This window comes from Polycladidibacter stylochi (assembly GCF_001562055.1).
Classification (GTDB): Bacteria; Pseudomonadota; Alphaproteobacteria; order Rhizobiales; family Stappiaceae; genus Pseudovibrio; species Pseudovibrio stylochi.
On sequence record NZ_LLWE01000024.1, the window covers coordinates 404,638 to 431,231 of the forward strand.

Annotated in this window: 21 protein-coding genes; 12 read left to right on the forward strand and 9 right to left on the reverse strand. The window is 48.0% G+C overall.

Annotated elements, in window-relative coordinates:
• The first annotated feature begins 82 nt into the window (after positions 1 to 82).
• Together dapB and AYK67_RS08245 are read left to right on the forward strand one after the other, a co-directional pair.
• Positions 83 to 892: a 4-hydroxy-tetrahydrodipicolinate reductase gene (gene dapB / locus AYK67_RS08240; RefSeq protein ID WP_068084769.1), complete on the forward strand. Its 810-nt coding sequence runs from the start codon at positions 83 to 85 to the stop codon at positions 890 to 892.
• Positions 893 to 923: 31 nt separating this feature from the next.
• Positions 924 to 1,547 (forward strand): 2,3-bisphosphoglycerate-dependent phosphoglycerate mutase, encoded by a 624-nt coding sequence (locus tag AYK67_RS08245; protein WP_068084771.1) that lies wholly within the window; start codon positions 924 to 926, stop codon positions 1,545 to 1,547.
• A gap of 66 nt (positions 1,548 to 1,613) precedes the next feature.
• Here the strand turns inward: AYK67_RS08245 and AYK67_RS08250 are convergent, their stop codons facing one another.
• Complete coding sequence (locus AYK67_RS08250) at positions 1,614 to 2,615, reverse strand: adenosine kinase (protein ID WP_068084774.1); 1,002 nt, start codon at positions 2,613 to 2,615, stop codon at positions 1,614 to 1,616.
• A 49-nt stretch (positions 2,616 to 2,664) separates the two neighbouring features.
• Positions 2,665 to 3,555: a prephenate dehydratase gene (locus AYK67_RS08255; RefSeq protein ID WP_068084777.1), complete on the reverse strand. Its 891-nt coding sequence runs from the start codon at positions 3,553 to 3,555 to the stop codon at positions 2,665 to 2,667.
• A gap of 527 nt (positions 3,556 to 4,082) precedes the next feature.
• Between AYK67_RS08255 and AYK67_RS08260 the strand changes: the two genes are divergently transcribed.
• From AYK67_RS08260 to AYK67_RS08285, 6 genes are all read left to right on the forward strand, one after another.
• The gene (locus AYK67_RS08260) at positions 4,083 to 4,628 is read left to right on the forward strand and encodes a c-type cytochrome (protein ID WP_068084780.1); all 546 of its coding nucleotides are present in this window, start codon (positions 4,083 to 4,085) and stop codon (positions 4,626 to 4,628) included.
• A 215-nt stretch (positions 4,629 to 4,843) separates the two neighbouring features.
• On the forward strand, positions 4,844 to 6,766 hold the full coding sequence (locus tag AYK67_RS08265; protein WP_244266892.1) for an extracellular solute-binding protein: 1,923 nt from the start codon (positions 4,844 to 4,846) through the stop codon (positions 6,764 to 6,766).
• Positions 6,766 to 8,640 (forward strand): extracellular solute-binding protein, encoded by a 1,875-nt coding sequence (locus AYK67_RS08270; protein WP_068084784.1) that lies wholly within the window; start codon positions 6,766 to 6,768, stop codon positions 8,638 to 8,640. The genes AYK67_RS08265 and AYK67_RS08270 overlap by 1 nt, the downstream gene beginning before the upstream one ends.
• Before the next feature lie 13 nt (positions 8,641 to 8,653).
• Positions 8,654 to 9,760, forward strand: a complete 1,107-nt coding sequence (locus tag AYK67_RS08275; protein ID WP_068084787.1) for a microcin C ABC transporter permease YejB — start codon at positions 8,654 to 8,656, stop codon at positions 9,758 to 9,760.
• Positions 9,761 to 9,852: 92 nt separating this feature from the next.
• Positions 9,853 to 10,947, forward strand: a complete 1,095-nt coding sequence (locus AYK67_RS08280; RefSeq protein WP_206597520.1) for an ABC transporter permease — start codon at positions 9,853 to 9,855, stop codon at positions 10,945 to 10,947.
• A gap of 11 nt (positions 10,948 to 10,958) precedes the next feature.
• On the forward strand, positions 10,959 to 12,587 hold the full coding sequence (locus AYK67_RS08285) for an ABC transporter ATP-binding protein (protein ID WP_068084793.1): 1,629 nt from the start codon (positions 10,959 to 10,961) through the stop codon (positions 12,585 to 12,587).
• Between the two features lie 38 nt (positions 12,588 to 12,625).
• On the opposite strand, the gene AYK67_RS08290 is transcribed toward AYK67_RS08285, so the two are convergent.
• The 5 genes from AYK67_RS08290 to AYK67_RS08310 all read right to left on the reverse strand — a co-directional run bounded on the left by AYK67_RS08290 (position 12,626) and on the right by AYK67_RS08310 (position 17,464).
• Positions 12,626 to 13,099, reverse strand: coding sequence for a methyltransferase family protein (locus AYK67_RS08290; protein ID WP_068084794.1), 474 nt, complete (start codon positions 13,097 to 13,099; stop codon positions 12,626 to 12,628).
• A 110-nt stretch (positions 13,100 to 13,209) separates the two neighbouring features.
• On the reverse strand, positions 13,210 to 14,523 hold the full coding sequence (ftsY, locus tag AYK67_RS08295; RefSeq protein ID WP_068084795.1) for a signal recognition particle-docking protein FtsY: 1,314 nt from the start codon (positions 14,521 to 14,523) through the stop codon (positions 13,210 to 13,212).
• A 60-nt stretch (positions 14,524 to 14,583) separates the two neighbouring features.
• A complete protein-coding gene (gene mtaB, locus AYK67_RS08300) occupies positions 14,584 to 15,843 on the reverse strand; it encodes a tRNA (N(6)-L-threonylcarbamoyladenosine(37)-C(2))-methylthiotransferase MtaB (RefSeq protein ID WP_068084797.1) in 1,260 nt (419 codons plus the stop codon).
• A complete protein-coding gene (gene dapF / locus AYK67_RS08305; RefSeq protein ID WP_068085361.1) occupies positions 15,840 to 16,715 on the reverse strand; it encodes a diaminopimelate epimerase in 876 nt (291 codons plus the stop codon). Before dapF ends, mtaB begins: the two co-directional genes overlap by 4 nt.
• A 134-nt stretch (positions 16,716 to 16,849) precedes the next feature.
• Complete coding sequence (locus tag AYK67_RS08310) at positions 16,850 to 17,464, reverse strand: L,D-transpeptidase family protein (protein ID WP_193788921.1); 615 nt, start codon at positions 17,462 to 17,464, stop codon at positions 16,850 to 16,852.
• A gap of 186 nt (positions 17,465 to 17,650) precedes the next feature.
• On the opposite strand from AYK67_RS08310, the gene AYK67_RS08315 reads away from it, so the two are divergent.
• The 3 genes from AYK67_RS08315 (at position 17,651) to AYK67_RS08325 (ending at position 19,696) form a co-directional block, all read left to right on the forward strand.
• Positions 17,651 to 18,334: a response regulator transcription factor gene (locus AYK67_RS08315; RefSeq protein WP_068084804.1), complete on the forward strand. Its 684-nt coding sequence runs from the start codon at positions 17,651 to 17,653 to the stop codon at positions 18,332 to 18,334.
• Between the two features lie 19 nt (positions 18,335 to 18,353).
• Positions 18,354 to 18,842 (forward strand): Crp/Fnr family transcriptional regulator, encoded by a 489-nt coding sequence (locus AYK67_RS08320; RefSeq protein WP_068084807.1) that lies wholly within the window; start codon positions 18,354 to 18,356, stop codon positions 18,840 to 18,842.
• Positions 18,843 to 18,955: 113 nt separating this feature from the next.
• On the forward strand, positions 18,956 to 19,696 hold the full coding sequence (locus AYK67_RS08325; RefSeq protein WP_068084808.1) for a tellurite resistance TerB family protein: 741 nt from the start codon (positions 18,956 to 18,958) through the stop codon (positions 19,694 to 19,696).
• Between the two features lie 94 nt (positions 19,697 to 19,790).
• Here AYK67_RS08325 and leuD read toward each other — a convergent pair whose 3' ends face one another.
• Positions 19,791 to 20,396, reverse strand: a complete 606-nt coding sequence (gene leuD / locus AYK67_RS08330; RefSeq protein WP_068084809.1) for a 3-isopropylmalate dehydratase small subunit — start codon at positions 20,394 to 20,396, stop codon at positions 19,791 to 19,793.
• A 40-nt stretch (positions 20,397 to 20,436) separates the two neighbouring features.
• On the reverse strand, positions 20,437 to 21,378 hold the full coding sequence (gene argC, locus AYK67_RS08335) for an N-acetyl-gamma-glutamyl-phosphate reductase (RefSeq protein ID WP_068084812.1): 942 nt from the start codon (positions 21,376 to 21,378) through the stop codon (positions 20,437 to 20,439).
• A gap of 380 nt (positions 21,379 to 21,758) precedes the next feature.
• Between argC and AYK67_RS08340 the strand changes: the two genes are divergently transcribed.
• On the forward strand, positions 21,759 to 26,573 hold the full coding sequence (locus tag AYK67_RS08340) for an NAD-glutamate dehydrogenase (protein ID WP_068084816.1): 4,815 nt from the start codon (positions 21,759 to 21,761) through the stop codon (positions 26,571 to 26,573).
• Positions 26,574 to 26,594 lie beyond the last annotated feature (21 nt).

Sequence of the window (26,594 nt, forward strand, 5' to 3'; positions counted from 1 at the left end):
AACGCGGCAAGGATATAAGTGATGGGTCTTTCCCCGTTTCATTCGAACTGTTATACCAACTTTCAAAATGTTGGAGGTGGGAATGAGTGAAATGCGTATCGCGGTTGTTGGTGCTGGTGGGCGTATGGGACGCGCTCTTGTTAAAGCAGTGTCAGAAGCGCCCGATATGGTCGTGGGTGCTGCTATCGAGCGGGAGTCTTCCCCATTTCTTGGTTCTGATGCAGGTGAACTTGCAGGGCTAGGTCATTTAAATGTTCCTGTAACATCCGACTTGCCAACAGCGTTGCAGCAGGTTGATGGGCTTATTGACTTTACGTCGCCTGAAGCTACACTCGCATTCGCAAAACTAACGGCGCACTATGGACTTGTGCATATCATTGGCACAACTGGTATGACAGCCGAGCAAAACAACGAACTCATGGCAGCCGCGACATCAGCCCGCATTGTGAAGTCGGGTAATATGAGTTTAGGAGTTAACTTGCTTGCCAGCTTGGTCAAAAAAGCTGCTGCAGCATTGGATGAAGAATTCGATATCGAAGTTTTGGAAATGCATCACCGCCATAAGGTTGATGCGCCTTCAGGCACTGCGCATTTGTTGGGCGAAGCTGCAGCACAGGGCCGGGAAGTAGAGCTGGAACAAAAAGCTGTTCGCAGCCGTGATGGTATCACAGGCGAGCGTAAGCAGGGTGATATTGGATTTGCAACTTTGCGCGGCGGTTCTGTGATTGGCGAGCACACGGTTATGTTTGCAAGCGAGAGCGAGCGCATTGAGCTCACTCACAAAGCATCAGACCGGCAACTATTTGCACGCGGTGCAGTTAAAGCGGCGCTTTGGGCCCGCGATAAAGCACCGGGTATGTACACCATGACCGATGTTCTCGGTCTTGATTAAATAACCTCTCAACCTCCCGAGGAGAGATAATATGGAACGCCTTTTGGTCCTCGTCCGTCATGGACAAAGCGAATGGAACCTGAAAAACCTTTTCACAGGTTGGAAAAACCCGAATTTGACCGAGCAGGGCGTTGAAGAAGCCAAAGCAGCTGGTAAACAGTTGAAAGAGCTTGGCCTGTCTTTTGATATGGCGTTCACATCCGACCTGACACGCGCTCAAAACACATTGGCGCTTATTCAGGAACAGCTGGGTCAAGAAAATCTGCCGGTTACCAAAGATCAAAAGCTCAACGAGCGTGATTACGGTGATCTGACAGGTATGAATAAAGACGAAGCTCGCAAGCAGTTCGGTGAAGAGCAAGTTCACATCTGGCGTCGTTCTTACGATGTACCGCCTCCAGGTGGTGAATCCTTGAAAATGACAGCAGAGCGCACACTGCCCTACTACAAAGCAGAAATCCTGCCAAAAGTTTTGGAAGGTAATCGGGTAATCGTTGCTGCACACGGTAACTCCCTGCGCTCCATCATTATGGAACTGGAAGGCCTGTCTGAAGAAGAGATTTTGCAGCGTGAACTGGGCACTGGTAAGCCAGTCATTTACCGTTTGGATGAAAACGGTAAAATCCTTTCTGTAGAAGACTTGGCAAGCGCTTAATTTTGCAAGCTGAAACAAAAAAGGCGGCCCGAGAGCCGCCTTTTTTATATTGGAAATACAGGTCTGTTAAAGCTGAAAACCTTCTTGCTCGACAAACTGGGCCAGTGGCCGCTCTGGCCGTGCACCAACGTGTGAAATCACATTTCCAGCACATAGGCAGCCCAACTCGCAGCATTGGCTCAACGAGTAATCGCGGGACAAACCAAATAGAAAACCGGAGGCAAACAAATCTCCGGCACCGGTTAGATCGACAACGGTTTTAACTTCGCTTGCAGGGACATGAACGGTTTCTTCGCGTGAAATGGCCATTGCCCCTTCGGAGCCAAGGGTGAGCGCTGTGAGCTTACAGTCTTCGCGTACTGCCGCAATAGCTGCTTCCAGCTCGGCAGTTTCGTAAAGTGCTTTCAACTCGTGCTCATTGGCAAACAAAAGGTCCACGGTGCCGCTGCGGATCAACTCCAGGAACTCGGAGCGGAAACGGTCAACGCAAAAGCTGTCGGAAAGCGAGAGCGAAACCAGACGTCCGGCTTCGTGGGCAAGTTTCGCAGCTTCCACAAAAGCATTTTTTGCCAGCTCTTCGTCCCACAAATAGCCTTCCATATAGGTTACATAAGAACCTTGAACCACTTCCTTGTTCACATCAAATGGTGTCAACTTTGTTGCAGAACCAAGATAAGTGTTCATGGTACGCTCGCCATCCGGTGTGATCAGGATCATGGAGCGACCGGATGCCAAATCATCTCGTAGGGCAGGGGTGTCAAAGTGCACGCCAATGCCACGCATATCATGGCCATAATTATCACCAAGTTCATCATTGGCAACCTTGCCCAAAAAGGCGGGTTTACCGCCCAAAGAAGCAAGCCCAGCAGCGGTATTGCCGGCACTACCACCCGAAATGCGGGTAGTTTGTCCCATAAGGTTATAAAGCCGTAGCGCCTCGTCAGTATCAATGAGGCGCATGCTGCCTTTAACGAGGTTCTGATCGGTTAAAAAGTCTTCTTCCACATGAGAAAAGACATCGGTAATTGCATTGCCGATGCACAGTGCATCATAGGTGTGATTTGGCATCTACGATCCTTGCGTAGTATAAGCAGCTTTTAGTGCTTTACTCGGTCAACTATTGGTTGGGTGAGGGGCGTAACGCCCGGTTCGCCTCTGGTTCACGTATTTTTGCCCGGAAAGGGCTAGCGTTGTAAACGCCTAAAATCTTGAGTTCAGACGAATAGAACGCCAGCTCCTCCATTGCAAGTTTAACGTTATCGTCATCTAAGTGCCCCTCGATATCGGCATAGAACATAGATGCAAAAAATTGTCCCTCAAGCTGATAGGATTCCAGCTTGGTCATGTTAACGGAGTTGGTCGCAAAGCCACCCAAAGCCTTGTAAAGTGCGGCAGAAACGTTGCGAACCCGGAAAACAAAAGATGTCACAACAGGCTGGCCGGTATTCACGACCCGCTTATCGCCCTTGGAAAGAATAACAAAGCGTGTGGTGTTATGTGCAGCATCCTCTACATTACGGGCAATAACTTCTAATCCGTAAATCTCGGCGGCAAGCTCGGGTGCCAAAGCCCCCCATTTGGGGTCGTTCTTCTCGGCGATTTGGCGGGCCGAACCGGCAGTATCGGCACCAATAACCGGCATTATTCCATTCTCGCGAATAATATTGCGGCACTGGCCAAGGCCCATCACATGGCTTTGAATATGTGTCAGCTCTTCCAGCTTGGCCCCTTTAAGCCCCATCAGCTGGAAGCGAATGGGCATGAAGTATTCACCGATGATATGCAAGTCAGAGCGCGGCAATAAATGGTGAATATCGGCAACACGGCCGGCAACGGAGTTTTCGATAGGAATCATCGCCAACTCGGCACGCCCGGTTTCAACGGCTTGGAAGCAGTCCTCAAACGTTGCGCAAGGAATAGCCTGAAAATCAGGGTACACGCTGTTGCAGGCCATATGGGAGTTTGCCCCAATCTCACCTTGAAAAACAATTTGCCGTTGTTCTGTCATTTCATTTTACCGCTCTCAAAGAAAACACTAGTGTATAAAACCAAGCGCTTCGCATCACCGCGAAGCACCATAAACTAACTATTTCCTATTAATAGTTCAGGTGAGTAAAACACAGGCAAAATACTGTAGAGTTCAACAGTCCTGCTTTTAAATGCCTATACGAAAACAAGTAAAAACCCTTAATTGCTAAGGGGCTATCGTCAACAATCAACAATTTATCCCCCTTTTTTCGACGGGTCTTCAGACGCATTCATAATAGGCGGCTGAGCAACGAAATATATGTGCGTATGCATTAAAACAATAATTTCCGCCAGTTTTGGGATAATTCTAACTCAAAATATATGTCAACCTCTGCACAAACCTGTCATGCGTTTTGGTCTTTAGCCGTATCGCCTAGGAGAAACCCTGATAAATTGATGGACAAAACAATAGTTTTCCCTGTAATTTCCCCAAAATTCTATAATTAAGCAGAGGCTCTGCTCAACGGGGCGCAGAGCTATTCCTAGCCAACATCGGAGCGTGTCAGCATGGATTCATTTGAATGGAACAAGATTGCGGGTGCAGTTCTTCTCGCACTTCTTTTGTTCTTGGGTATTGGTCAGTTGTCAGATGTCATCTTCGCACCCATAGGTGAACAACAGCGTGGCTATGAAATAGAGTTGGCAGATGCGTCAGCTAAAGCAGGTGGTGCAGAAGAAGCGAAACAAGAAGAAACAGCACTCATGTTGTTGCCAACAGCTTCGGTTGAAAAGGGTGAAAAGCAGGCGAAAAAGTGCGCCGCATGTCATACCTTCGATAAGGGTGGAAAAAACAAGGTTGGCCCGAACCTTTGGGAAGTTGTTAACCGTAAACCTGCAGCCCACGAAGGGTTTTCCTACTCTGCAAGCATGCAAGAGTTTGCCGGTGAAAACGAGGCGTGGACCTTTGAGAAGCTCGACCACTTTATTACAAAACCTAAGGATTACATTGCTGGCACAGCAATGAGTTTTGGTGGTTTGAAGAAAGCCAAAGACCGTGCCGCACTGCTGGCATATTTACGCTCTCTTTCCGACAACCCTGCACCACTTGAGTAATATAACTAATAAATTTCAACTTTTAGAAGGCCAGCTCAACGCTGGCCTTTTTTATTATTAGCTACCCTTATTAATAGCTTCACTAAAACCTCAGGGTACCTATAACTAATAGGAAATGAAAAGCGCTAGTTTGTAGTCTATTTGCACTTTTGTCATAATATTGCTTAACTCACAGCGTTTGTTTTAACAAAACACAATAATTATAGGGGGATAGCTTGCATAAAAAAACAATAAGAACAATGGTGTGGCTCTTTTTAACATCCATACTCATATGCAATCAGCCCGCTTTAGCAGCTTCATCGCAAGCAAACCCCGACAATGCTCAACAAAAGGTCGAACAAAACCTACCGTGGCATCACGGCATATCAACAGTCGGTGCGTTAAAATACAAAAAAGGCTTCAAGAGGTTTGATTATGTCAACCCGAATGCACCCAAAGGTGGTGTGATTCGCATGCCGGACTACGGCAGTTTCGATACATTAAACCCCGTGCTGCCCAAAGGCACACCGCCATTAGGTCTGCCGCTTCATAGTCTCAACCTCATCTATGATACGCTTATGGCACCTAGTCTGGATGAGGTAAGTAGCGAATACGGTTTGATTGCAGAAGCGCTGCAATATCCAGCAGATCTCTCATGGGCGAAATTTCGCCTCAATCCGGCAGCCAAATGGCACGATGGCAAACCCATAACCCCAGAAGATGTTATTTGGTCTTTCAACACCATCCGAAAATACAACCCGCAATACCAAGGCTACTATGCGGATGTTGCCAAGGCCGAACAAACAGGGCCACACGAAGTCAAGTTCACATTCTCTATAAAAGATAACATAGAGCTACCCCTCATTATGGGGCAGGTTCTTGTTCTGCCCAAGCATTGGTGGACAGGAAAAGATGCAGATGGAAACCGGCGTGATATCAGCAAAACAACGCTAGAGCCACCTTTAGGTTCCGGAGCCTATAAAATTGCCAAGGTTACGCCATCTCGTTCTATTGTTTACGAGCGTGTGGACGATTATTGGGCCAAAGACCTGCCGGTAAATGTGGGACAATATAATTTTGACCAAATTCGTTTTGAAGTTTTCCGCGATCAAACAGTTTCGCTTGAAGCGTTGAAAGCAGATCAAATTGATTGGCGCAAAGAATATACTGCACGTATTTGGTCTACGGCCTACGATTTTGCCGCCATAAACAACGGCAGTGTTGTGAAAGAAAGTTATGACCAAGCCTCTAAAGGCTCTGGCACAATGCGCGGCTTTATACCCAACCTGCGCCGCGAGAAGTTTAAAGATATCCGTGTGCGCGAGGCGTTGGCTTATGCCTTTAATTTTGAAGAGTTGAATAAAGATATTTTCTATGGCCTTTATTCGCATATCGATAGCTACTTTTTTGATAGCAAATTAGCCGCCAGAGGCATTCCGACCGGGAAAGAGCTAGAGGTTTTAAAACCATACCAAAACCAGCTACCGGAAGAGCTGTTCACCCAGCCCTTTAAAAATGTCAGCTATAACCAACCGGCAGATGAGCGTAAAAACCTGCGGCAGGCATTACAGTTACTTAAGGCTGCGGGCTATGAGCGAAAAGGCACTCAGCTGGTTAATGCAAAGACAGGTGAGCCATTTACCATTGAATTGCTCATGCACAGCAACCAATTGGAAAGAATCGCTCTACGCTATCAAACATCACTACGCAAACTGGGTATTGAACTCGTTTTACGCCCGGTTGATACCTCGCAATATGTTAACCGTGTCCGCAATCGTGATTTTGATATGATTTATTTGGGCTGGAACCAGTCCTTGCGGCCCGGTAACGAACAACGCTACTTCTTCGGTTCCCAAGCGGCAGATAATCCGGCCTCCCCAAATTATGGCGGTATTAAAAACCCGATTATTGACGCTCTCATTGAAAAATTGGTTCTTGCCGAAACCTATGAAGATGTTATCGCCGTTACCCATGCAATAGACCGGGTTTTGCTATGGAACCATTATATCATACCCGGCTGGACCTCATTAAGCGACTTCTATGCCCATTGGGATCGCTTCTCGCATCCCCAGCCATTACCAGAGCAAAGCATCGGCTTTCCAACCATTTGGTGGTATGATGCAAAGAAGGCTGCTGCTGTTAAGAAGGAGAATGACTAATGCACGACTATAACCGCCGTGATTTCCTTCATTTGGCAGCTCTTCTCGCAGGTTCCACAGCACTGGGGACTATTGTCCCCGCAAAGGCATTTGCGCAAGAAGTCGGCCGCCGCCATGGTATTTCTGCTTTCGGTAGCTTGAAATATGCCCCCGGTTTTACGCATTTTCACTATGCCAACCCGGAGGCCCCAAAAGGCGGCCGTTTTTCTATGACACCGCCCACATGGATGTTTAACCAAAATCCGCAAAGCTTCAATAGTTTCAATAGCTTCATTTTAAAGGGTGATGCCCCGCCGCGCATGGAGTTGTGCTTTGATACGCTTATGGCCAGTGCGCTGGACGAACCGGATGCCATGTATGGCTTGGTGGCAAAAGATGTCACCATTAGCGAAGATCATAATACCTACTTTTTCCATTTGCGCGAAGAAGCGCGCTTTCATGATGGCTCCAAGCTGCAAGCCGATGATGTGGTGTTCTCTTTCAATTTGCTGAAAGAAAAGGGCCACCCCATGATTTCGCAGGCGCTGCATGAGGTGGTTGAAGTCAGCTATCCCGATGAGTTGACAGTGAAGCTGGTGCTCTCGGGCAAGCAGTCACGCTTACTGCCATTGTTTGTGGCTTCCCTTCCCATATTCTCCAAGGATTACTACACCCGTTACGATTTTGAAGCGACCACCTTAACGCCGCCGCTTGCCTCTGGCCCCTATCAGGTGGGTAAGCATGAGCTGGGCCGTTTTGTCGAGTTTAAGCGGGTGGAGGATTATTGGGCCAAAGACCTGCCAGTAAATGTCGGCCACCATAATTTCTCGGCTATAAGAATAGACTTTTACCGCGAGGCGCAAACCGCTTTTGAAGCCTTCAAAAAAGGTGATATTACTTTTCGTAATGAGCACATCTCTCGCAACTGGGAAAAAGCCTACGAGTTTCCGGCGGTACAAGAAGGGCGCGTGGTGAAGCAAACCTTCCCAAATGGTCGTGTGAATGGCGGGCAGGCATGGTACTTTAATACCCGGCGGGAAAAATTCCAAAACCCGTTGGTACGAGAAGCCATCGGCATGGCCTTTGACTTTGAGTGGGCAAACAACGCCCTGTTCTTTGGTCTTTATGACCGCATACAATCGTACTTTGAAAATTCGGATATGAAAGCCGAGGGGCTACCCACAAAGGCCGAACTGGCTTTGTTAGAGCCCTACCGTGAACAGCTTCCAGCAAAAGTATTTGAAAAAGCCTACATACAGCCAGTTTCCAATGGCTCGGGGCAAGATCGTGAACTGCTACGCAAAGCAAGTGAATTACTGGCACAAGCGGGACTCAAGCGCGATGGTGAAAAGCTGTTAGACGAGCAAGGCGAACCATTTACATTCGAATTTCTTTCTAACACATCGACGTTTGAAAGAGTGGTACAGCCTTTCATTAAAAATCTTGCCTTGCTTGGTATTACAGCTAATTTCCGTGTGGTTGATCCGGCACAGTTTGAATCGCGTATGAACGAGTTTGATTTTGATGTGGCAGGAAGGAACTATTCGTTAAATGCCACATTTGATGATAGCGATCGGCAAATATGGGGCTCAAAAGCCGCCGAAACACCGGGTAGTTATAACCTCTCCGGTATACAGGACCCGGTGGTGGATGCGCTGCTTGATAAAGCCATTACAGCCCAAACCCGCGAAGAAATGAATGTGGCAGCGCGGGCATTAGACCGTGTTTTAAGAGCAGGTCATTACAGGGTGCCACAATGGTTCAAGCCCGTTCATACGGTAGCTTTTTGGGATATGTTTGGATATCCGAAAGAAGTTCCGGTCTATGGTTTCCCAATAGAATCACTGTGGTGGGTAGACTTGGAAAAAGCTGTCCGCATTGGTAAGGTCGATTAAGGAAAAATAATAAATGGGCGCCTACATTCTGCGTCGCTTGTTGCTCATGATACCAACCCTCATTGGTATCATGGCCATCAACTTTGTCATTATTCAATTTGCACCCGGTGGTCCTGTGGAGCAAGTTATTGCCCAGTTACAGGGGCAAAGCGTTTCGGCAACCTCGCGCATTTCTGGTGGTGGTGGCGATATGGGCGGCGGCGCTGCCCTTTCATCCGGTAGCGAATCTATAAATTCCAAGTATCGCGGCGCGCAGGGACTGGACCCTGATTTTATCAAGAGCCTGGAAAAACAATTTGGTTTTGATAAACCACCACTAGAGCGTTTTGGCCGCATGATATGGGATTACGCCCGCTTTGACTTTGGCAATAGCTATTTCCGTGATATCTCTATTATCGATTTGATTAAGGAAAAGCTCCCCGTATCAATTTCGCTGGGCCTATGGATGACCTTGATTTCCTACGGAATATCCATCCCGCTGGGCATTCGCAAAGCGGTGCAAGATGGCAGCCGCTTCGATGTCTGGACATCAACGGTCATCATTGTGGGTTATGCGATACCGGGGTTTTTGTTTGCCATATTGCTTATTGTGTTATTTGCAGGTGGTTCGTTTTTAGACTTGTTCCCCTTAAGGGGGCTCACCTCCGAAGGCTGGAGTGAGCTGCCATGGTATGAACAAATATTGGATTACTTCTGGCACTTGGTGTTACCGCTCTCGGCTATGGCATTGTCGGCATTTGCTACCACCACCTTGCTGACTAAAAACTCGTTTTTGGATGAAATCCGCAAGCAATATGTGCAAACAGCACGTGCCAAGGGCCTAACAGAGCGGCAAGTGCTATATGGCCATGTATTCCGTAATGCCATGCTTATAGTTGTCGCCGGTTTCCCGGGCGCCTTTATTTCGGCTTTCTTTTCCGGCTCTTTGCTTATCGAAACAATCTTCTCGCTGGATGGACTGGGCCTTTTGGGCTTTGAATCCATCATTAACCGCGATTATGCGGTGGTGTTTGCAACACTTTATATCTTCTCGTTGATCGGCTTGCTGGTGAACCTGATTTCAGATGTCACCTATACGCTCATTGATCCCCGTATCGATTTTGAAAGTCGGGAGGTGTGAGCATGCAAAACCAACGCGAAGAAAAGCTCGAAGCTGAAACATTCGAAACGGTTGTACCACTGCCCGAGCAAACGCAGCCACCACAAAAGCAAATGCGCCTATCACCGCTTAACCAGCGTCGCTGGCGTAATTTTAAATCTCACAAGCGGGGCTACTGGTCGCTTTGGATTTTTTCATTCCTGTTTGTCTTTACACTGATGGCCGAATTCATTACCAACGATAAGCCCATACTGGTCTATTATAAGGGCGAATTGCTGGCTCCGATCTTTGTCGACTATCCGGAAGAGAAATTCGGCGGCTTTTTGGCCATAACCGATTATCGCGATCCCTATAACCAGAATGAAATTGAATCCAATGGCTGGATGCTTTGGCCTCCGGTGCGTTATTCATATGGCACGGTGAACAACGACATTCCTGTGCCTGCACCTGCACCGCCATCGTGGATGATGAGTAAAGAGAAACGCTGCGAGCGCTATCCGCTGGGCGTTGAAGATCCTAATTGCACACTCGGTAACTGGAACTGGTTGGGAACCGACGACCAGGGGCGCGATGTGCTGGCCCGTTTGGTCTATGGTTTTCGTATCTCGGTACTTTTTGGCTTGGCGCTCACTTTGGCGTCATCAGTCATCGGCATCGCCGCCGGCGCGGTGCAAGGGTTTTACGGCGGTTGGGTCGATCTTGGCTTGCAACGGTTCATCGAGGTATGGACAGCCATTCCCACGCTCTATTTGATCATGATCGTTTCGTCCGTTCTTACGCCGGGCTTTTGGGTGTTGTTTAGCATCCTGCTGGCGTTTTCATGGGTTGCGCTGGTTGGGGTGGTGCGTGCCGAATTCTTAAGGGCGCGCAACTTTGAATATGTTTCCGCAGCCCGCGCTCTTGGTGTGTCCAACGGGGTGATTATGTGGCGGCACCTTTTGCCCAACGCTATGGTCGCCACGCTTACATTCCTGCCGTTTATCCTCAATGGCTCCATTTCCACGCTGACAGCCCTCGACTTTTTAGGGTTTGGCTTGCCGCCCGGCTCGGCATCCTTGGGCGAGCTGCTCAAGCAAGGCAAGAACAACCTGCAAGCGCCGTGGCTTGGTATCACCGGCTTCTTGGTTCTCTCCATCATGCTATCCCTGCTGATTTTCATCGGCGAAGCGGTGCGGGATGCCTTTGACCCAAGAAAAACACTGCAATAGGAGGGCAGATAATGGAAAATGCAACGCCGCTCCTGAAAGTGGATAATTTATCGGTCGATTTCACGCAGGATGGTAAAACCAGCTGCGCTGTGAACAAAATTTCGTTCGCCATTAACAAAGGCGAAACCTTGGCACTGGTGGGTGAAAGTGGCTCGGGCAAATCCGTCTCGGCGCTTTCCATTCTCAAGTTATTGCCCTATCCGGCAGCCAGCCACCCAAACGGCTCCATTAACTTCGAGGGGCAAGACCTCTTGGAGCTCAAGCCAGACGCCATGCGCAAAGTGCGTGGCAATCGCATTTCGATGATTTTCCAAGAGCCCATGACCTCGCTCAACCCGCTGCACTCTATCGAGCGGCAGGTTTCGGAAATTTTAAAAATCCATCGTGGTTATAGCGATAGCAAAGCCCGCGCCCGTGTTATCGATCTGCTAGAGAAAGTGGGTATTCCCAACCCGCAAGAGCGGCTCAGCGCTTACCCCCATCAGCTTTCAGGGGGGCAGCGCCAACGGGTTATGATTGCCATGGCACTGGCTAATGAGCCGGATTTGCTGATAGCTGACGAGCCGACAACCGCACTGGATGTGACGGTTCAAGCACAAATCCTGCAATTGCTCAAAGACCTGCAAACAAAAACCGGCATGGCCATGCTGTTTATTACCCATGATTTAGGTATCGTGCGTCGCTTGGCCGATAATGTTTGCGTCATGACAAAAGGTGAAATTGTCGAGCGCGGCCCAACTGAGCAACTCTTTTCGGCTCCACAACACGACTACACCAAGCACCTGTTGGCAGCAGAGCCCAAAGGCGAGCCACCACAAGCCGACCAAAACAAACCGGTGGTGCTGCAAGCGCAAGACATCAAAGTGTGGTTTCCAATTAAAACCGGTTTTATGCGCCGTGTTAGTGGCCATATCAAAGCGGTAGATGGCATTGATCTGCAAGTGAGAGCAGGGCAAACACTGGGTATTGTGGGCGAAAGCGGATCGGGCAAAACCACCCTCGGCTTGGCGCTCATGCGTATGTTGTCCTCAAAAGGCCTAATCAAGTTTGAAGGGCATGAAACGAGTAAATACTCGTGGAAGCAAATGCGCCCCCTGCGCCAGCATATGCAAATTGTCTTTCAAGACCCCTTCGGTTCTCTGTCACCGCGAATGTCGGTTGCTGAAATCGTTGGGGAGGGGTTGAAAATCCACCAGCCGCATCTCACCAGTAGCGAGCGCGATAGCAAAGCCGCCAATGTTCTGGAAGAGGTGGGGCTGGATGCCGCCATTCGCCACCGCTATCCCCACGAGTTTTCTGGAGGGCAGCGCCAACGCATATCTATTGCGCGGGCAATGGTTCTGGAGCCGAAGTTTGTTATGCTGGATGAGCCAACTTCGGCGTTGGATATGTCGGTACAAGCCCAAGTGGTTGATTTGCTGCGCGATTTACAAAAACGCCATGGGCTGGCCTATTTGTTTATCTCCCACGATTTGAAAGTGGTCCGCGCCTTGTCCAACGAAGTTATTGTGATGAAACAGGGTAAAGTGCAAGAGCGCGGCTCGGCCGAGCAGATATTCAATAATCCGCAAACCGAATATACGCGCGAGCTCATGGCGGCTGCTTTTCGTATAGAGGCCTTCACCGCTTCTGGTAACTAGGGAAATTGGTGCAATTACAGAGGCAGAACCGGCAAACACTAAAACCAGCGCCGTGTTCTGCGTTTGTAATCCATGTATTCCTTACCAAACAGCGCAGTTAAAATGCGCTCTTCAGGAATGATCTGGAAGCGGGTGAGATACAACGCCAAAAACAACGGCCAAATAAGCAATTGCACATGCCCTGCTAACAAAGCCAATACACTTACCACCACTACCAGACATAAATACATGGGATTACGGCAGAACTTGAAAGCCCCGTGAATAACCAGCTTACTAGCTTTTTGAGGCTGTCGTGGGCTTACACTGGTGCCTCCTGCCCGCATGCCAGAGAGACTGGAAACTGCCAGATAAACGGCAAAAGCACACAGAGCAGCAATTATGGAGTAAAGCACCCAAGCTGGTAGCAATCGCAATAGCCCGTTATGCGCTAAAAAAGCGTCATGCACCACAAGCGCTAACAGACTAAATGCAAAAACAAACACTGGCGGTATTTTCAGCTCAAGATGGTTCATCTACTGCACTCCTAAAATAAGAGGTATTGCAGCACGTTTTATAGACATTGTGAACCGCCAAATTTAGTTTGAGCTAAACAACCTCTGGCTTGGATACGGTTGCGTCAATATTACTCTGCCATACCTGCAATGGCCTTGGCAAAGTCTTGCGCTTCAAACGGCTCAAGATGGTCCATACCTTCACCAACACCGATAAAATGCACAGGCAAGCCGTATTTCTTGGCGATGGCCACCAAAATACCGCCGCGCGCTGTGCCGTCCAGTTTGGTCATAATCAAACCGGTAACACCGGCTTCCTTGCCGAAAATTTCCACTTGGTTCAAAGCGTTCTGCCCTGTCGTGGCATCCAGCGAAAGTAATACAGAGTGCGGCGCTGTTTCATCATGCTTCTTAATCACACGAATGATTTTCTTAAGCTCTTCCATCAGCTCTGCCTTGTTTTGCAACCGGCCAGCCGTATCGATGAGCAGCACATCAGCCCCTTGGGCTTTTGCAGCTGCAATGGCGTCAAAGGCCAGCCCGGCCGCATCTGCCCCGGTGTCCCGTGCAATGACTTCAGCGCCGGTTCGTTCACCCCAAACCTTGAGCTGCTCAACCGCGGCTGCGCGGAAAGTGTCGCCCGCCGCCATCATCACCTTTTTGCCTTCACCGGCGAGTTTGTGCGCCAGCTTGCCAATACTGGTGGTTTTACCCGTACCGTTCACACCCACCATAAGCACCACATGCGGGCTATGACCGGTGTTCAAGTCAAGCGGTTTGGCAACAGGAGCCAACACGGCCTCAACTTCCTCGGCCAGAATACGGCGCACTTCCTCACCAGAAATTTCCTTGTCATAGCGCCCATCGGCCACACGCTCGGTAATGGTCATAGCGGTATCAATGCCAAGGTCGGCCTGAATGAGAATATCTTCCAGCTCTTCAAGTGTTTGCGCATCCAACTTGCGCTTGGTGAAAATAGAGGAAATACCCTCGGTCAGCGAGCTGGAAGAGCGCGATAATCCCGCCTTCAAGCGCTGGAACCAACTTAGGCTCTCGGTTGCAGGCTCCTGCGGTAATTCCTCAGCAGCTTCTTGAGGTGGTTCGGCCTGTTCTACCAGCGCGTCCATTGGCGTTGGTTGCGCTTCGTCATCTGTAGTAATGGCTTCAAGCTCTTGTTCGGCTTCATCTGCCGCCTGCAAGGTGTCGGCATCGCCGTTATTATGCTCAGGCTCTACCAAAACATCTGGCGTGGTATCCAGCTTTACCGGCTCTTTGCTTGCCGTGGCTGCTTCTACAACATCCACATTAGGTGTTTCAGAATCGCTTTTGCTCTCAACAAGCGAGGCATCCGCAACAGCTTTTTCTTCTGAAGGTTGCTCAGCTTCGGCAGGCTCTGTATTGCCACCAAACAGCCGACCAAAAAAACCGCGCTTTTTCTCGCTCATGTGAATCGCTTTCCTTCAAATTCTGTTGCACAGCTTGGCTGTACGCCACACTAACGCTTGTTAGTCAATAATTTCTGCCAGTAGGTGCCGGTGGGTATGACCGGTAATGCGCACATCAACAAACACACCGGGTTCGCTTGCATTCAGCTCAACCTCGGTAAATAGTTCGGTACGGCCCAAGCCTTCACGCTCTACCAACACGCGCCGGGTTTTGCCCACTTCACTCTTCAGGTGCGCCAATACAGCCGCTTCGCCTTTTGCTCGTAAGCGTGCCGCGCGTTCCTTAATGATTTTGCGGTCCAATTGCGGCATTCGCGCAGCCGGAGTGCCCGGGCGCGGTGAAAACGGAAATACATGCAAATGTGTGAGCCCGCATTCATCAACTATGCGTAGGGTGTTTTCAAACATTTCTTCGGTTTCAGTGGGGAAGCCAGCAATGATATCGGCACCAAACACCACATCCGGCCGCATTTTTCGCACGTCCTCACAAAAGCGAATGGTGTCTTCACGGGCATGACGGCGCTTCATGCGCTTTAAAATCATGTTGTCCCCAGCCTGCAAAGACAAATGGAAATGTGACATCATCCGCATGTCAGAGGCAATCACGCCCATCAACTCGTCGTCAGCTTCAATACTGTCGATGGAAGAAAGCCGCAGGCGCTGTAAATCGGGAACAAGCTTGAGAATCTTGGCGCACAAATCCCCCAGTTTCGGGGTGCCCGGCAAGTCGGTGCCATAAGAGGTAATATCGACGCCGGTAAGTACAATCTCGCCATAGCCGTTGTCCACCAACCGCTTGATTTGATCAATGACAACGCCCATTGGCACCGATCTCGAGTTGCCACGGCCATAGGGAATAATACAAAATGTACAGCGATGATCGCAGCCGTTTTGTACCTGTACAAAGGCCCGCGAGCGCCCTTCAAGACCATCAATCAAATGACCGGCAGTCTCGCGTACGCTCATAATGTCGTTCACGATCACTTTTTCGCTGGTATCAATACCAAAGGCCGCCACTTTGCTATAATTGGCACGTTCCATCTTTTCGCTGTTGCCTAGCACGAGGTCCACTTCGTCCATATCGGCAAAAGTGGCAGATTCTGTTTGTGCAGCACAGCCGGTGACAATAATGCGCGCCTCGGGGTTTTCGCGCCGTGTTTTGCGTATAGTCTGGCGTGCCTGACGCACCGCTTCGTTGGTTACGGCGCAGGTATTAATCAGCACGGCGTCTTCAAGGCCCGCAGCCTCGGCTTCGCGCTTCATCACTTCCGACTCGTATGCGTTCAGTCGGCAGCCAAAGGTTACAACATCAATCGTCAAGTTACAGACTCCGCAACCGCGTCTCCCGCTGCGGTTCTTTCAAAAGCCAGTGTTTCCAAATCAAGCAGTCCCTCGAACTCGATCTCGGTTTCACCGGTCATTATGATATGATCATCTTCAGCGCGCCATTCAATCTCTATGGTGCCACCGGGCAGGTGAACCTGCACCAAGCGCTCACAAAGATTCTTGCGTATGGCAGCAACCGCTGTAGCGCAGGCAGCCGTACCGCACGCCTCAGTTAGTCCTACGCCGCGCTCCCAAACGCGCAGGCGAATTTCATTCCTGTTCACCACATGGGCAATAGAAATATTGGCCTTCTCGGGGAAAATCGGGTGATTTTCCAAAAGGGGGCCAAGCTTGTCAAGCTCATAGGCATTCACATCTACTACCCAGAAAATCGCGTGGGGGTTACCCACATTCACCACAGATGGGCTGTGCAATACCGGGGCATCAATTGGCCCAATTTGTAGCTCGATCTGCGTGGTATCGGCAAATTCTTCAGCAAGTGGAATGTCCTGCCAGCCCAATCGGGGCACACCCATATCAACTGCGACTTTGCTTTCACTCTCGCGGCTAAAGGCCTGCAACAAACCGGCGTTGGTTTCTATTGTAACGGCTTTCAAGCCAGCTTCACCCAGGAGTAAGCGACCAATACAGCGCGTGGCATTACCACAAGCATCGACTTGGCTGCCATCGCAATTGTGAATGCGCATGAAAGCATAGCCACCATTGGTAGAGCGTTCGACAGTCACCATCTGGTCAAAACCGATACCGCTTTGCCGGTTGCCGATAGCGGCAATTTGCGCCGGCTTCAAGGCAAGCGGGTCTTGTCGGGCGTCAAACACCACGAAATCATTGCCTAAACCGTTCATTTTTAAAAATGGAATGCGCTTCTCGGCCACTATGCTACCTCAACCACCTATAATACTTTGCATGCGGTTTATTTAATCTTTTTCGCTTATGCCGTAAATGCATTGATATTTCCATTAAAACCTCAATCAAACCGCTAAATAGCAGTCAAATGAGCTGCTTTTCTCAAGCGGCGTGGACAATCAATAGCCTCAACATCAATCCTCATTCTTGTTTCTGGGGTAATTGAGGCGAGTAAATGCAGCATTGGGTGACGCTCAATCGCAACACATCCAGCAGTGGGAAGAAAGCCGGGTTTTGCAAGATGGAAAAACACAGCACTACCGGCCCCACGTTGCACGGGCTCAAAATTGTGGCTTAATATAACGCCGATGTCATAAAGGTTGTCTTCACGCCACATTTTTTCATGACTATAAGCAAACGGAAGCCGTACCGGTCTGTTATACATTGCGTGATTGGGGCTATCGCACCAGCCATCAGTTGGGCAAATAGCCGAAATAGGCAATTTTGTAAGGGGTTTTCTACCTCTATCGGCCCTGTAAAACACGCGCTTTAAAAGATATTCGCCACTAGGTGTAACACCATCCCCCTCTACTTTTTTCGTTTGAATACCACCCCGTCCAAGTGCGCATATCATTTGCATGGCTCCAAATGTGAGGACGCCTTTAGTTCCATCATCTTTTAGGGGATGAACTTTCAAAGTAGTTGTGCTGTCATTCTCGCCATACTGGCGTGTCCTATTATTTGGCATTTGACTATCAATTGCTAAGTTTAGAATAGTGGACCTACCTATAACAATTATTTGATTTGAAGTTACGACAAAAATTACATGGTTAAACGAGTGTTGGCTTCGCTGTTGTAAATGGTCGTGGTATATTGCCATTGCAAATAGGTTGCTCAAGCAGCAAACGGCCTTCAAAAGCATCTGTGAGTTTAAATGACAACGAAAAAAATACTAATTGTTGATGATGATGAGGATTTGCGCTCGGCATTGGTTGAGCAGCTTTCCCTATATGAAGAGTTTATTATCACAGAGGCTGAAAATGCCTCGGAAGGCTTGCGTTTGGCCAAACAGGAACCGTTTGATATTGCGCTCATGGATGTAGGGCTACCCGATATAGACGGACGCGAAGCTGTAAAGCTATTGCGTAAGAGTGGCTTCACGGCTCCAATACTCATGCTGACAGGGCATGATACAGATAGCGATGCAATTTTAGGTCTGGAATCTGGTGCTAACGACTATGTCACCAAGCCGTTTAAATTTGCCGTCCTCCTTGCCCGCATTAGGGCACATCTTCGTCAGCATGAACAAAGTGAAGAGGCTGTATTCTCAATTGGCCGTTTTTCTTTTCAACCTTCTGCCAAATTACTTGTTGCTGGTGACGGCTCTAAAGTGCGGTTAACAGAAAAAGAAACCGCCATTTTAAAGTTTCTATACCGTTCGGGAGAAAAGCCGGTAATACGTGATGTGCTGTTGGAAGAGGTGTGGGGTTATAACTCTGGCGTGACAACGCATACATTAGAAACACATATCTACAGGCTCAGGCAAAAGATTGAGCGTGACCCTTCAAATGCGACTTTACTCCTGACAGAAGCTGGTGGATATAAGCTGGTGCCCTAATAATATTGGTAGAATAATAATGAGTGTAACCTCGGATATAAGCTCACTGCGGCAAGTGCCGCTCCTTTCGCGATTTAATGATGAGGAGTTGCGTGTACTTGCATTTGGCTGCGAGGCCATGACAGCCAGCCGCGGTAAACAGCTGTTTGCTATTGGCGAGAAAGCAGACCATGCTTTGGTTATAACAGCAGGGCGCGTGAAACTGGAAACAGGCGAGGGGAATCGCACACGAATTCATGGGCCTTATGGCCCTGGCACTTTACTGGGAGAAAGCGCCTTATTAAGTGAAGGTGTGCGAACTTCAAAAGCTGTAGCTTTAGGGCGTTGCGATTTGATTCTTATCCGGAGAACGGCCTTTTTAAAAATGCTGGAGGAGTTTCCTCATGCAGCAAAAGAGATATTTCGTGAGCGGGCAAATAAATTCCAGCAAACTTCTGTCGAGCTCGCGCGCATTGGTCGGCGTCTACAGTATATTGATAACTTAAGTCGTGAAAATTTCCGGAAATAATCAGCAATGAAAGAGATCGAGTACTGACAATTGCAATAAAACGGCGTTTGCCTCTTTAAAAAACAAGAATACTTCCAATATGAAAAAAGAACATAACAGGTTTGGAGGTGCCAGTGTTTGATGCAAAGAGTTTGCTCGATCAGTTTGTCGGTTCTGCTAAAACGGGACAAACCGGGGATATAATTAATAAGGGTAAGAATTTTGCCCAAAATAATGCGGCGGGTCTTGCAGGTGGGGCGCTTGCTGGTGGTTTGGCAGGTATTTTGCTGGGAAGTAAAAAAGCCCGTAAAATGGGTGCAAAAGCCGCGACTTACGGCGGTATGGCGGTTGTTGGTGGCTTAGCATACAAGGCGTATAAAGACTATACTTCAAAAGCGGGCACCACGAATACGGCGCAACCAAACCAGCCGCAGCCTGCGCAAGGGCAAATACCAAGCTATCAAATATCACCAACGCCTGAAAAAATGGCAACAGAGGCTGACTTCCAGCATAAAATAGATCAGAATTTTGCCCGTGCAATATTAACAGCTATGTTGCAAGCAGCGAAAGCTGATGGTCACATTGATACTGATGAACAGCAACGAATTTTTGATCGTATTGATGAGTTAGGCCTAGGGGTTGAAGAAAAGGCTTTCGTTATTGACGAAATGCGTGCCCCGTTAGATTTGGAAAAAGTAGTTGCGGCCGCCACGGATCAGGAAACAGCTATAGAGCTTTACACGGCATCACGCATGGCAATAGAGCCGGATTTACCAGCAGAAAAAGCTTATTTGCAAATGTTAGCGGCGCGTTTGGCAATACCTGAAGACTTGAAGCAACATATTGATGCAACAATTGCCGAGGCAATGGCCTAAAGCACGATCAAACATTATATAATTAACAAAATGCGCTTAAAGCTGATCTTTAAGCGCATTTAAAAAGCTTGTAAAAGCTAACAAACAAGTGGCCTTAGTGCCAAGGCTTCTCGGCGTTGAGCTTTTCCTCGTAGCTGTCAATGCTATCGGTTTTCTCAAGTGTCAAACCAATGTCATCCAGACCATTGAGCAAACAATGTTTGCGGAACGGATCTACGTCGAATGCAATAGTCCCACCGTCAGGTCCTGAAATTTGTTGGGCTTCGAGGTCAACTGTTATTGTTGCATTGGCTCCACGGCTGGCATCATCCATAAGCTTGTCAAGGTCTTCTTGGCTTACAACAATAGGCAGGATACCGTTTTTAAAGCAGTTATTAAAAAAGATATCGGCAAAACTGGTCGAAATGATTACTTTGAAACCGTAGTCCAACAAAGCCCAGGGGGCATGCTCACGAGATGAGCCACAACCAAAGTTATCACCAGCAACCAAGATGCTGGCTTTTTCGTAGCCTTGTTTATTCAATATAAACTCTGAATTAGGCGAGCCATCTTCATTGCTGCGTAGTTCATGAAACAAAGCAGTGCCCAATCCGGAGCGTTTGATGGTTTTCAAAAACTGCTTTGGGATGATCATATCGGTGTCGATATTCACAAGCGGCAATGGTGCCGCCACACCAGTTACCTTTTGAAACTTTTCCACGAGTGTCTCCTCGAGTTTGTGCCTTAAAGTTCGGGACCCCTTAAAGGCTCTCTGTTTGGTCGATGCCGAGCATCAAATTCATATTCTGGATTGCCGCGCCAGATGCACCCTTACCTAAATTATCATATACGGCCATCAATAATGCTTGCTGCTTGTCCTCATTTGCAAAAACATGCAAGCGCATGATGTTGGTGCCATTAAAGCTTTGCGGCTCCAAATCGGCGCGTTTAGAAACGGCCTCAAAGGGTGCAACTTCAACAAAGCCTTTACACTGCGAAAAATGGCGCTCCAGTTCTGCATGCAATTCTGCCGCTTTAGGCGCATTTGACAATTGAGAAAGCTGCAAGGGTATTGCAGTAACCATACCCTGAACGAAATTTCCAACACTAGGCTGGAATAGCGGCACCTGATTCAAGCATGCGTATTTTTGCATTTCAGGTAAGTGCTTATGGTTAAAATCAAGCCCATAAGGCATATAGGCCGCCGCTTTATCCTTTTGATCTTCATAGGCAAGCATCATAGCCCTGCCTCCTCCGCTATAGCCAGAGATGGCGTTAACGGTTATTGGCAAGTCAGCGGGCAACAATCCAGCCTTTATGAGTGGTCTTAAAGTTGCAATAACCCCTTGTGGGTAACAACCGGGATTTGTCACCAGCCTGGCATTTGCAATTTTTTCAGTTTGCTCTGCATCCATCTCTGCAAAGCCATAAACCCAGCCTTCTGTCACGCGGTGTGCACTTGAAGCATCAATAACCCGGGTTGTGCTGCTCTCGACAAGCGTCATGCTTTCTCTTGCCGCATCATCCGGTAAGCATAATATGGCAATATCCGCATCATTCAGCAGTTTTCTGCGGGCATCTAAATCTTTACGTTTTTCTGGTGCTATGGAAAGAAGCTCAATATCAGCGCGATCAGCTAGTCGAGCCCGAATTTGTAACCCGGTCGTTCCAGCCTCACCATCTATAAAAACCTTGGCTGACATTGTATGCTCCTATTTCCTTTTGAAAATGAATATGAACGATTTCAATGACACATACAGGAATTTGCTATCTTTGTTGAGTGGCTTTTTACTGTCTCTTTTTCAATAATGATTGAGGGAGACAGTTAGCCAGCCAATTTTCCATGCTTAATAGTCATAGGGTCCAGAGAAGCATTATACAAAAGTGTATTAATATTTCACAGGCATGTATGTAGGAGACAGTATCTTGCTGAGAGGAATATCTATGGAGGATAAGTACCGGCCTAGTTCAACAGTTTATTGAAAAAAAAACTGGAAATTACTTACATAGGCACATGCCACACGCGACATGCTGTCGCAGTTGTGAGTGTGGTTTTCTAACCAGTGGATGAGGGACGCAGCATATGTCCGCAGAATTACAAACTAAAAAAAATAATTTGATTGAAGAAGCAATACAGAACTCAAATATCTCCGATAAACACTATGCAAAATTTGTAGGAGATATGTTTGCTCAAGCTGATGCTCAGGATTTATGTTTATATCATGCCGATGAATTGGCACACCTATCAACATCCGCATGGGAACTGTTTCAAAATCATTCACATGGTACAAGCTGCGTAAATGTCTTTAATCCCCCCAAGGTAAAATTGGGTTCACAGCTTGAAGACGTTACAATCTTAGAAATTCTCAACGACAATATGCCCTTTCTGGTTTCCTCAGTTATGGGGGAGTTGCAAGAACAAGGTCTTGATGTTCGTTTAGTCCTGCATCCTTTGTTTGTTGTTGAGCGCGAAAGTGGCGGTTTGCTGAAATCGTTTCAGGGCACTGTTAATGCAAGTAACAAGCAAGCTCAGCGTGAAAGCCTCATCCATATCCATATACCGCGCCTAGCCAATGCCGAGGAATTAACACATTTAAAACAGCAGATTGAGCTTGTTCTTTCAGACGTCAAACATGCGGTTTCAGATTGGAAGCCAATGTGTACGCGCCTCTCCACTGCGATTGAGGATTACCAGAAGCAAAAAATTCCATTCTCTAAAGAGCAGCTCCATGAGGCTGTCGATTTTCTTCAGTGGATGGCGGATGATAACTTCACCCTTCTAGGAATGCGCGAATACATCTTCGAAGGTGGCGTCGAAAAAGGCGATCTGTCTCATGTTGATGGGTCTGGTCTTGGAATTTTGAAAGATCCCAAAGTGCGTGTCATGCGTGCTGGGTCGGAATTTGTGGTCATGTCCCCGGAAATCCGTGAGTTCCTGTTAAAACCAGAACCATTGTTTGTTGCCAAAGCAAACGTTAAAAGCCGGGTTCATCGCCATGTGCATATGGATTATATCGGCGTAAAACTGTTTGATGCACAAGGTGTTCTCACGGGCGAGTTGCGTATTGTAGGGCTATTCACCTCCACGGCCTATAATAAGTCGGTACTATCAATTCCATATTTACGTGAGAAAACCGCAAAAACCATGGATTACCATGGCTATGATCCAGAGAGCCATTCGGGGCGGGCACTGCGTAATATTCTGGAGGCATACCCGCGCGATGACTTATTCCAGATTGATGTTGAAACACTTTGCCAGTTTACCAGCGATATACTGCAATTGAATGAGCGGCCAAGACTGCGCGTCCTCACACGAATTGATAAGTTTGATCGTTTTGCTTCAGTTCTGGTTTTTGTGCCGCGCGATCATTTCTCTACGAAAGTACGTAAGCAAATCGGCGCATTTCTAGCAAATGAATATAAAGGTCGCGTATCTGCTTGGTATGTCTCGTTTCTTGAAGGCCCGTTGGTTCGGGTCCACTTTATCATTGGCCGCAATGAGGGCAAAACGCCAAGTTTGACCCAAAAACAACTGGAAGATGGTATTGGGCACATTGTTCGTACGTGGAATGACAATCTCTATGAAGCTTTAAAAACTGAATATGGCGCAGCAAAAGCCCGCCACATAATGCAGCATTATGCCAAGTCGTTTGATGGCGCATATACAGCAGGTACCAGCAGCCAGATGGCTGTCTACGATATTCGCCAGTTTGAGCAATTGTCGGATAAGCGCCCGCTCATCATCAAGTTCCAAAGAGAAAATATTGATGATGGCATCAACCTGAGTTTACGCACATACCATCAAAACGCGCCTATTGAATTAAGTGCGAGGGTGCCAATACTCGAAAATATGGGCTTTGGCGTCATAAATGAAAGAACTTATAGGGTCCGTCCAGAAGGAAAGACACTTTGCTATCTCCATGACACCACATTGAGGGTTGATCCTCAAAAGCTAGAGAGTTTTAGCGCTGACGATATTGACCGTTTGGGCGCCGTATTTTTGGCAGCATGGTTTGGCACAGCGGAAAGTGATGGCTATAATGCCCTTGCGTTGACGGCGGAAATGGGTTGGCGTGATATTGCCATGTTAAGAGCGCTGTCCCGTTATTTGCGTCAAACGGGTATTTTGTATTCAGAAGATTATATGTGGGGGACGTTAAACCGCTTCCCAGAGATCTCTAAGTTGCTGGTTGAGTTGTTCCACACACGGTTCAATCCGGCACTACAAGAAGAAGAGCGCAGCAATCAACAAGAAAGTTTGGATGCATGCGTAAAGAAGGCACTGGATACGGTGTCGTCGCTGGACGATGATCGTATTATACGTCGTTTCACAAACCTAATAGAAGCGATATTGCGAACTAATTTCTATCGGGTTGATGAAGCTGGACAGCCAGCAGCAACTTTTGCTTTCAAGATTGATTCGCATAAAGTTGATGATTTGCCAAAACCAACCCCTTACCGTGAAATTTTTGTTTACAGCCCGCGCGTCGAAGGCGTGCATATGCGCTTTGGCAGTGTGGCAAGAGGCGGTTTACGTTGGTCAGATCGGGCACAGGACTATAGAACAGAAGTACTGGGCCTTGTAAAAGCGCAACAGGTTAAAAATGCGGTTATTGTTCCTGTGGGTGCGAAAGGTGGCTTCCTACCGAAGAAATTGCCAGAAAATGGCAGCCGTGAAGAGGTATTTGCTGAAGGTACAGCTGCGTATAAAACCTTTATTGCTTCACTTTTGGAAATGACCGACAATATTGATGGTGAGGCCATTGTGCCTCCACTTGATATGGTCCGCCACGATAGCGACGACCCTTACTTGGTTGTTGCCGCTGATAAAGGAACAGCAACCTTTTCAGACACAGCCAATGGCATTTCGGAAGCGAAGAAATTCTGGCTCGGTGATGCCTTTGCCTCTGGTGGTTCCGCTGGATATGACCATAAGAAGATGGGTATTACCGCTCGTGGTGCCTGGGAAGCTGTGAAGCGCCACTTCCGCGAGATGGATCGTGATATTCAAAAAGAACCGTTTACCGTATGCGGCGTGGGCGATATGTCCGGCGATGTATTTGGCAACGGAATGCTGCTCTCTCGTGCCACAAAGCTAGTGGCTGCCTTTGATCACCGTGATATATTCATCGACTCCAATCCAGACCCAGCCACTTCGTTTGAAGAGCGTAAGCGGTTATTCCAATTGGGCCGTTCGAGTTGGCAAGACTATAATAAAGCGCTTATCTCACAAGGTGGCGGCATATTCTCACGAAAAGCCAAGTCAATACCTTTGACACTTCAAATAAAGCAGCTACTGGATTTGCAAGTTGATGCTTGTTCACCGCAAGAGCTAATGACAGCAATTTTGAAGATGCAAGCCGATTTGATGTGGTTTGGTGGCATTGGCACTTATATTCGCGCAACCAGCGAAACCAACGCGGAAGCGGGAGACCGTGCCAACGACGCAATTCGTATTACAGCAGCGGATTTACGCGTCAAAGTCATTGGTGAAGGTGCAAACCTAGGGATTACGCAAAAAGCCCGTATCGAATTTGCACAAAACGGTGGCCGTTGTAACTCCGATGCCATTGATAACAGTGCAGGCGTGAACTCCTCGGATATGGAGGTCAACATTAAAATCGCGCTGGGCACTGCAATTAAAAAGCAAAAGCTTGATGTAACCGGCCGCAACCAGTTGCTCGAAAAAATGACTGATGAAGTAGCTGAGCTGGTATTGCGTAACAACTATCTGCAAACGCTTGCAATTTCCCTTAGCCAGCGCCTTGGAATAGAAGACTTTGGTTATCAGGTGCGCATGATGCGCCAGTTAGAGCAAAAAGGGCATTTGGACCGTGCTGTCGAGTTCTTGCCTGCGGATGCTACACTTGAGGAAATGGAAAAGCAGGGGCAGGTATTATCAAGGCCAGAAATCGGTGTGATTATGGCTTATGGTAAGCTTACGCTCTACGACATTTTGCTGTCCTCCGATGTCCCAGATGATGAATATCTAGGTCGTGAGTTAGCGCGTTACTTCCCAAGAGAGATGAATAGTGGTTATTTATCTGAGGTAAACGAACATCGCCTGCGCCGCGAGATCATCGCAACCATGCTCGCGAATTCCATCATAAATCGTGGTGGCCCCACATTTGTTACCAGAATTGTAGACCAGTCAGGAGCGAGCCCGGAAGAAATTGCAAAAGCTTTTGCAGCGGTGCGCGATTCGTACGGTCTCACCAATTTGAACGAAGAAATTGATGCACTCGACAATTTAGTCTCTGGTGATGTTCAATTAGAGTTGTATGCGGCAGTTCAAGAACTTGTACTCTCGCAAACTATTTGGTTCTTACGCAACTTGTCGTTTGAAGAAGGCATTGCTTCGGTAGTCGATCGTTTCGCAGCAAGTATTGAACGTCTCTCACCACGGCTGGAGCATTATATTTCTAAAGAGACTAAAGCGCGTCTCACTGAAGATACCGACAAATATGTTGCAGCGGGTGTACCAATCATGACTGCAGCCCGCATAGCCCGCTTATCGGGTGAAACATTAATACCTGATATTGTTATGGTTTCAGAAAAAACGGATCGCACGCTCGATGAAGTGGCAGAGGCCTACTTTATGGTGTCAAACCACTTCCGCTTTGATGAGGTTGAAGAGTTGGCCCGCGAATTTGAAATCCGTGACTATTACGACGGGTTGGCCTTGGACAGAGCGCGAATGCAGTTGGCAGCTTCTCTTCGCGAACTAACAAGTCAGGCACTTGCAGAAGAGCAGGGCTTCACAGCTTGGCTCAAACGCAATGAGCAACGTGCACAACGCTCTCTATCGGCATTAAACGATATTCTTGATGCTGAATTAAGCGTTTCGCGCCTTTCGGTTGCCTCGGCAACTTTGGCAGAGTTGTGCAATCGCCATTAACATATTCTATCAACAAACAGG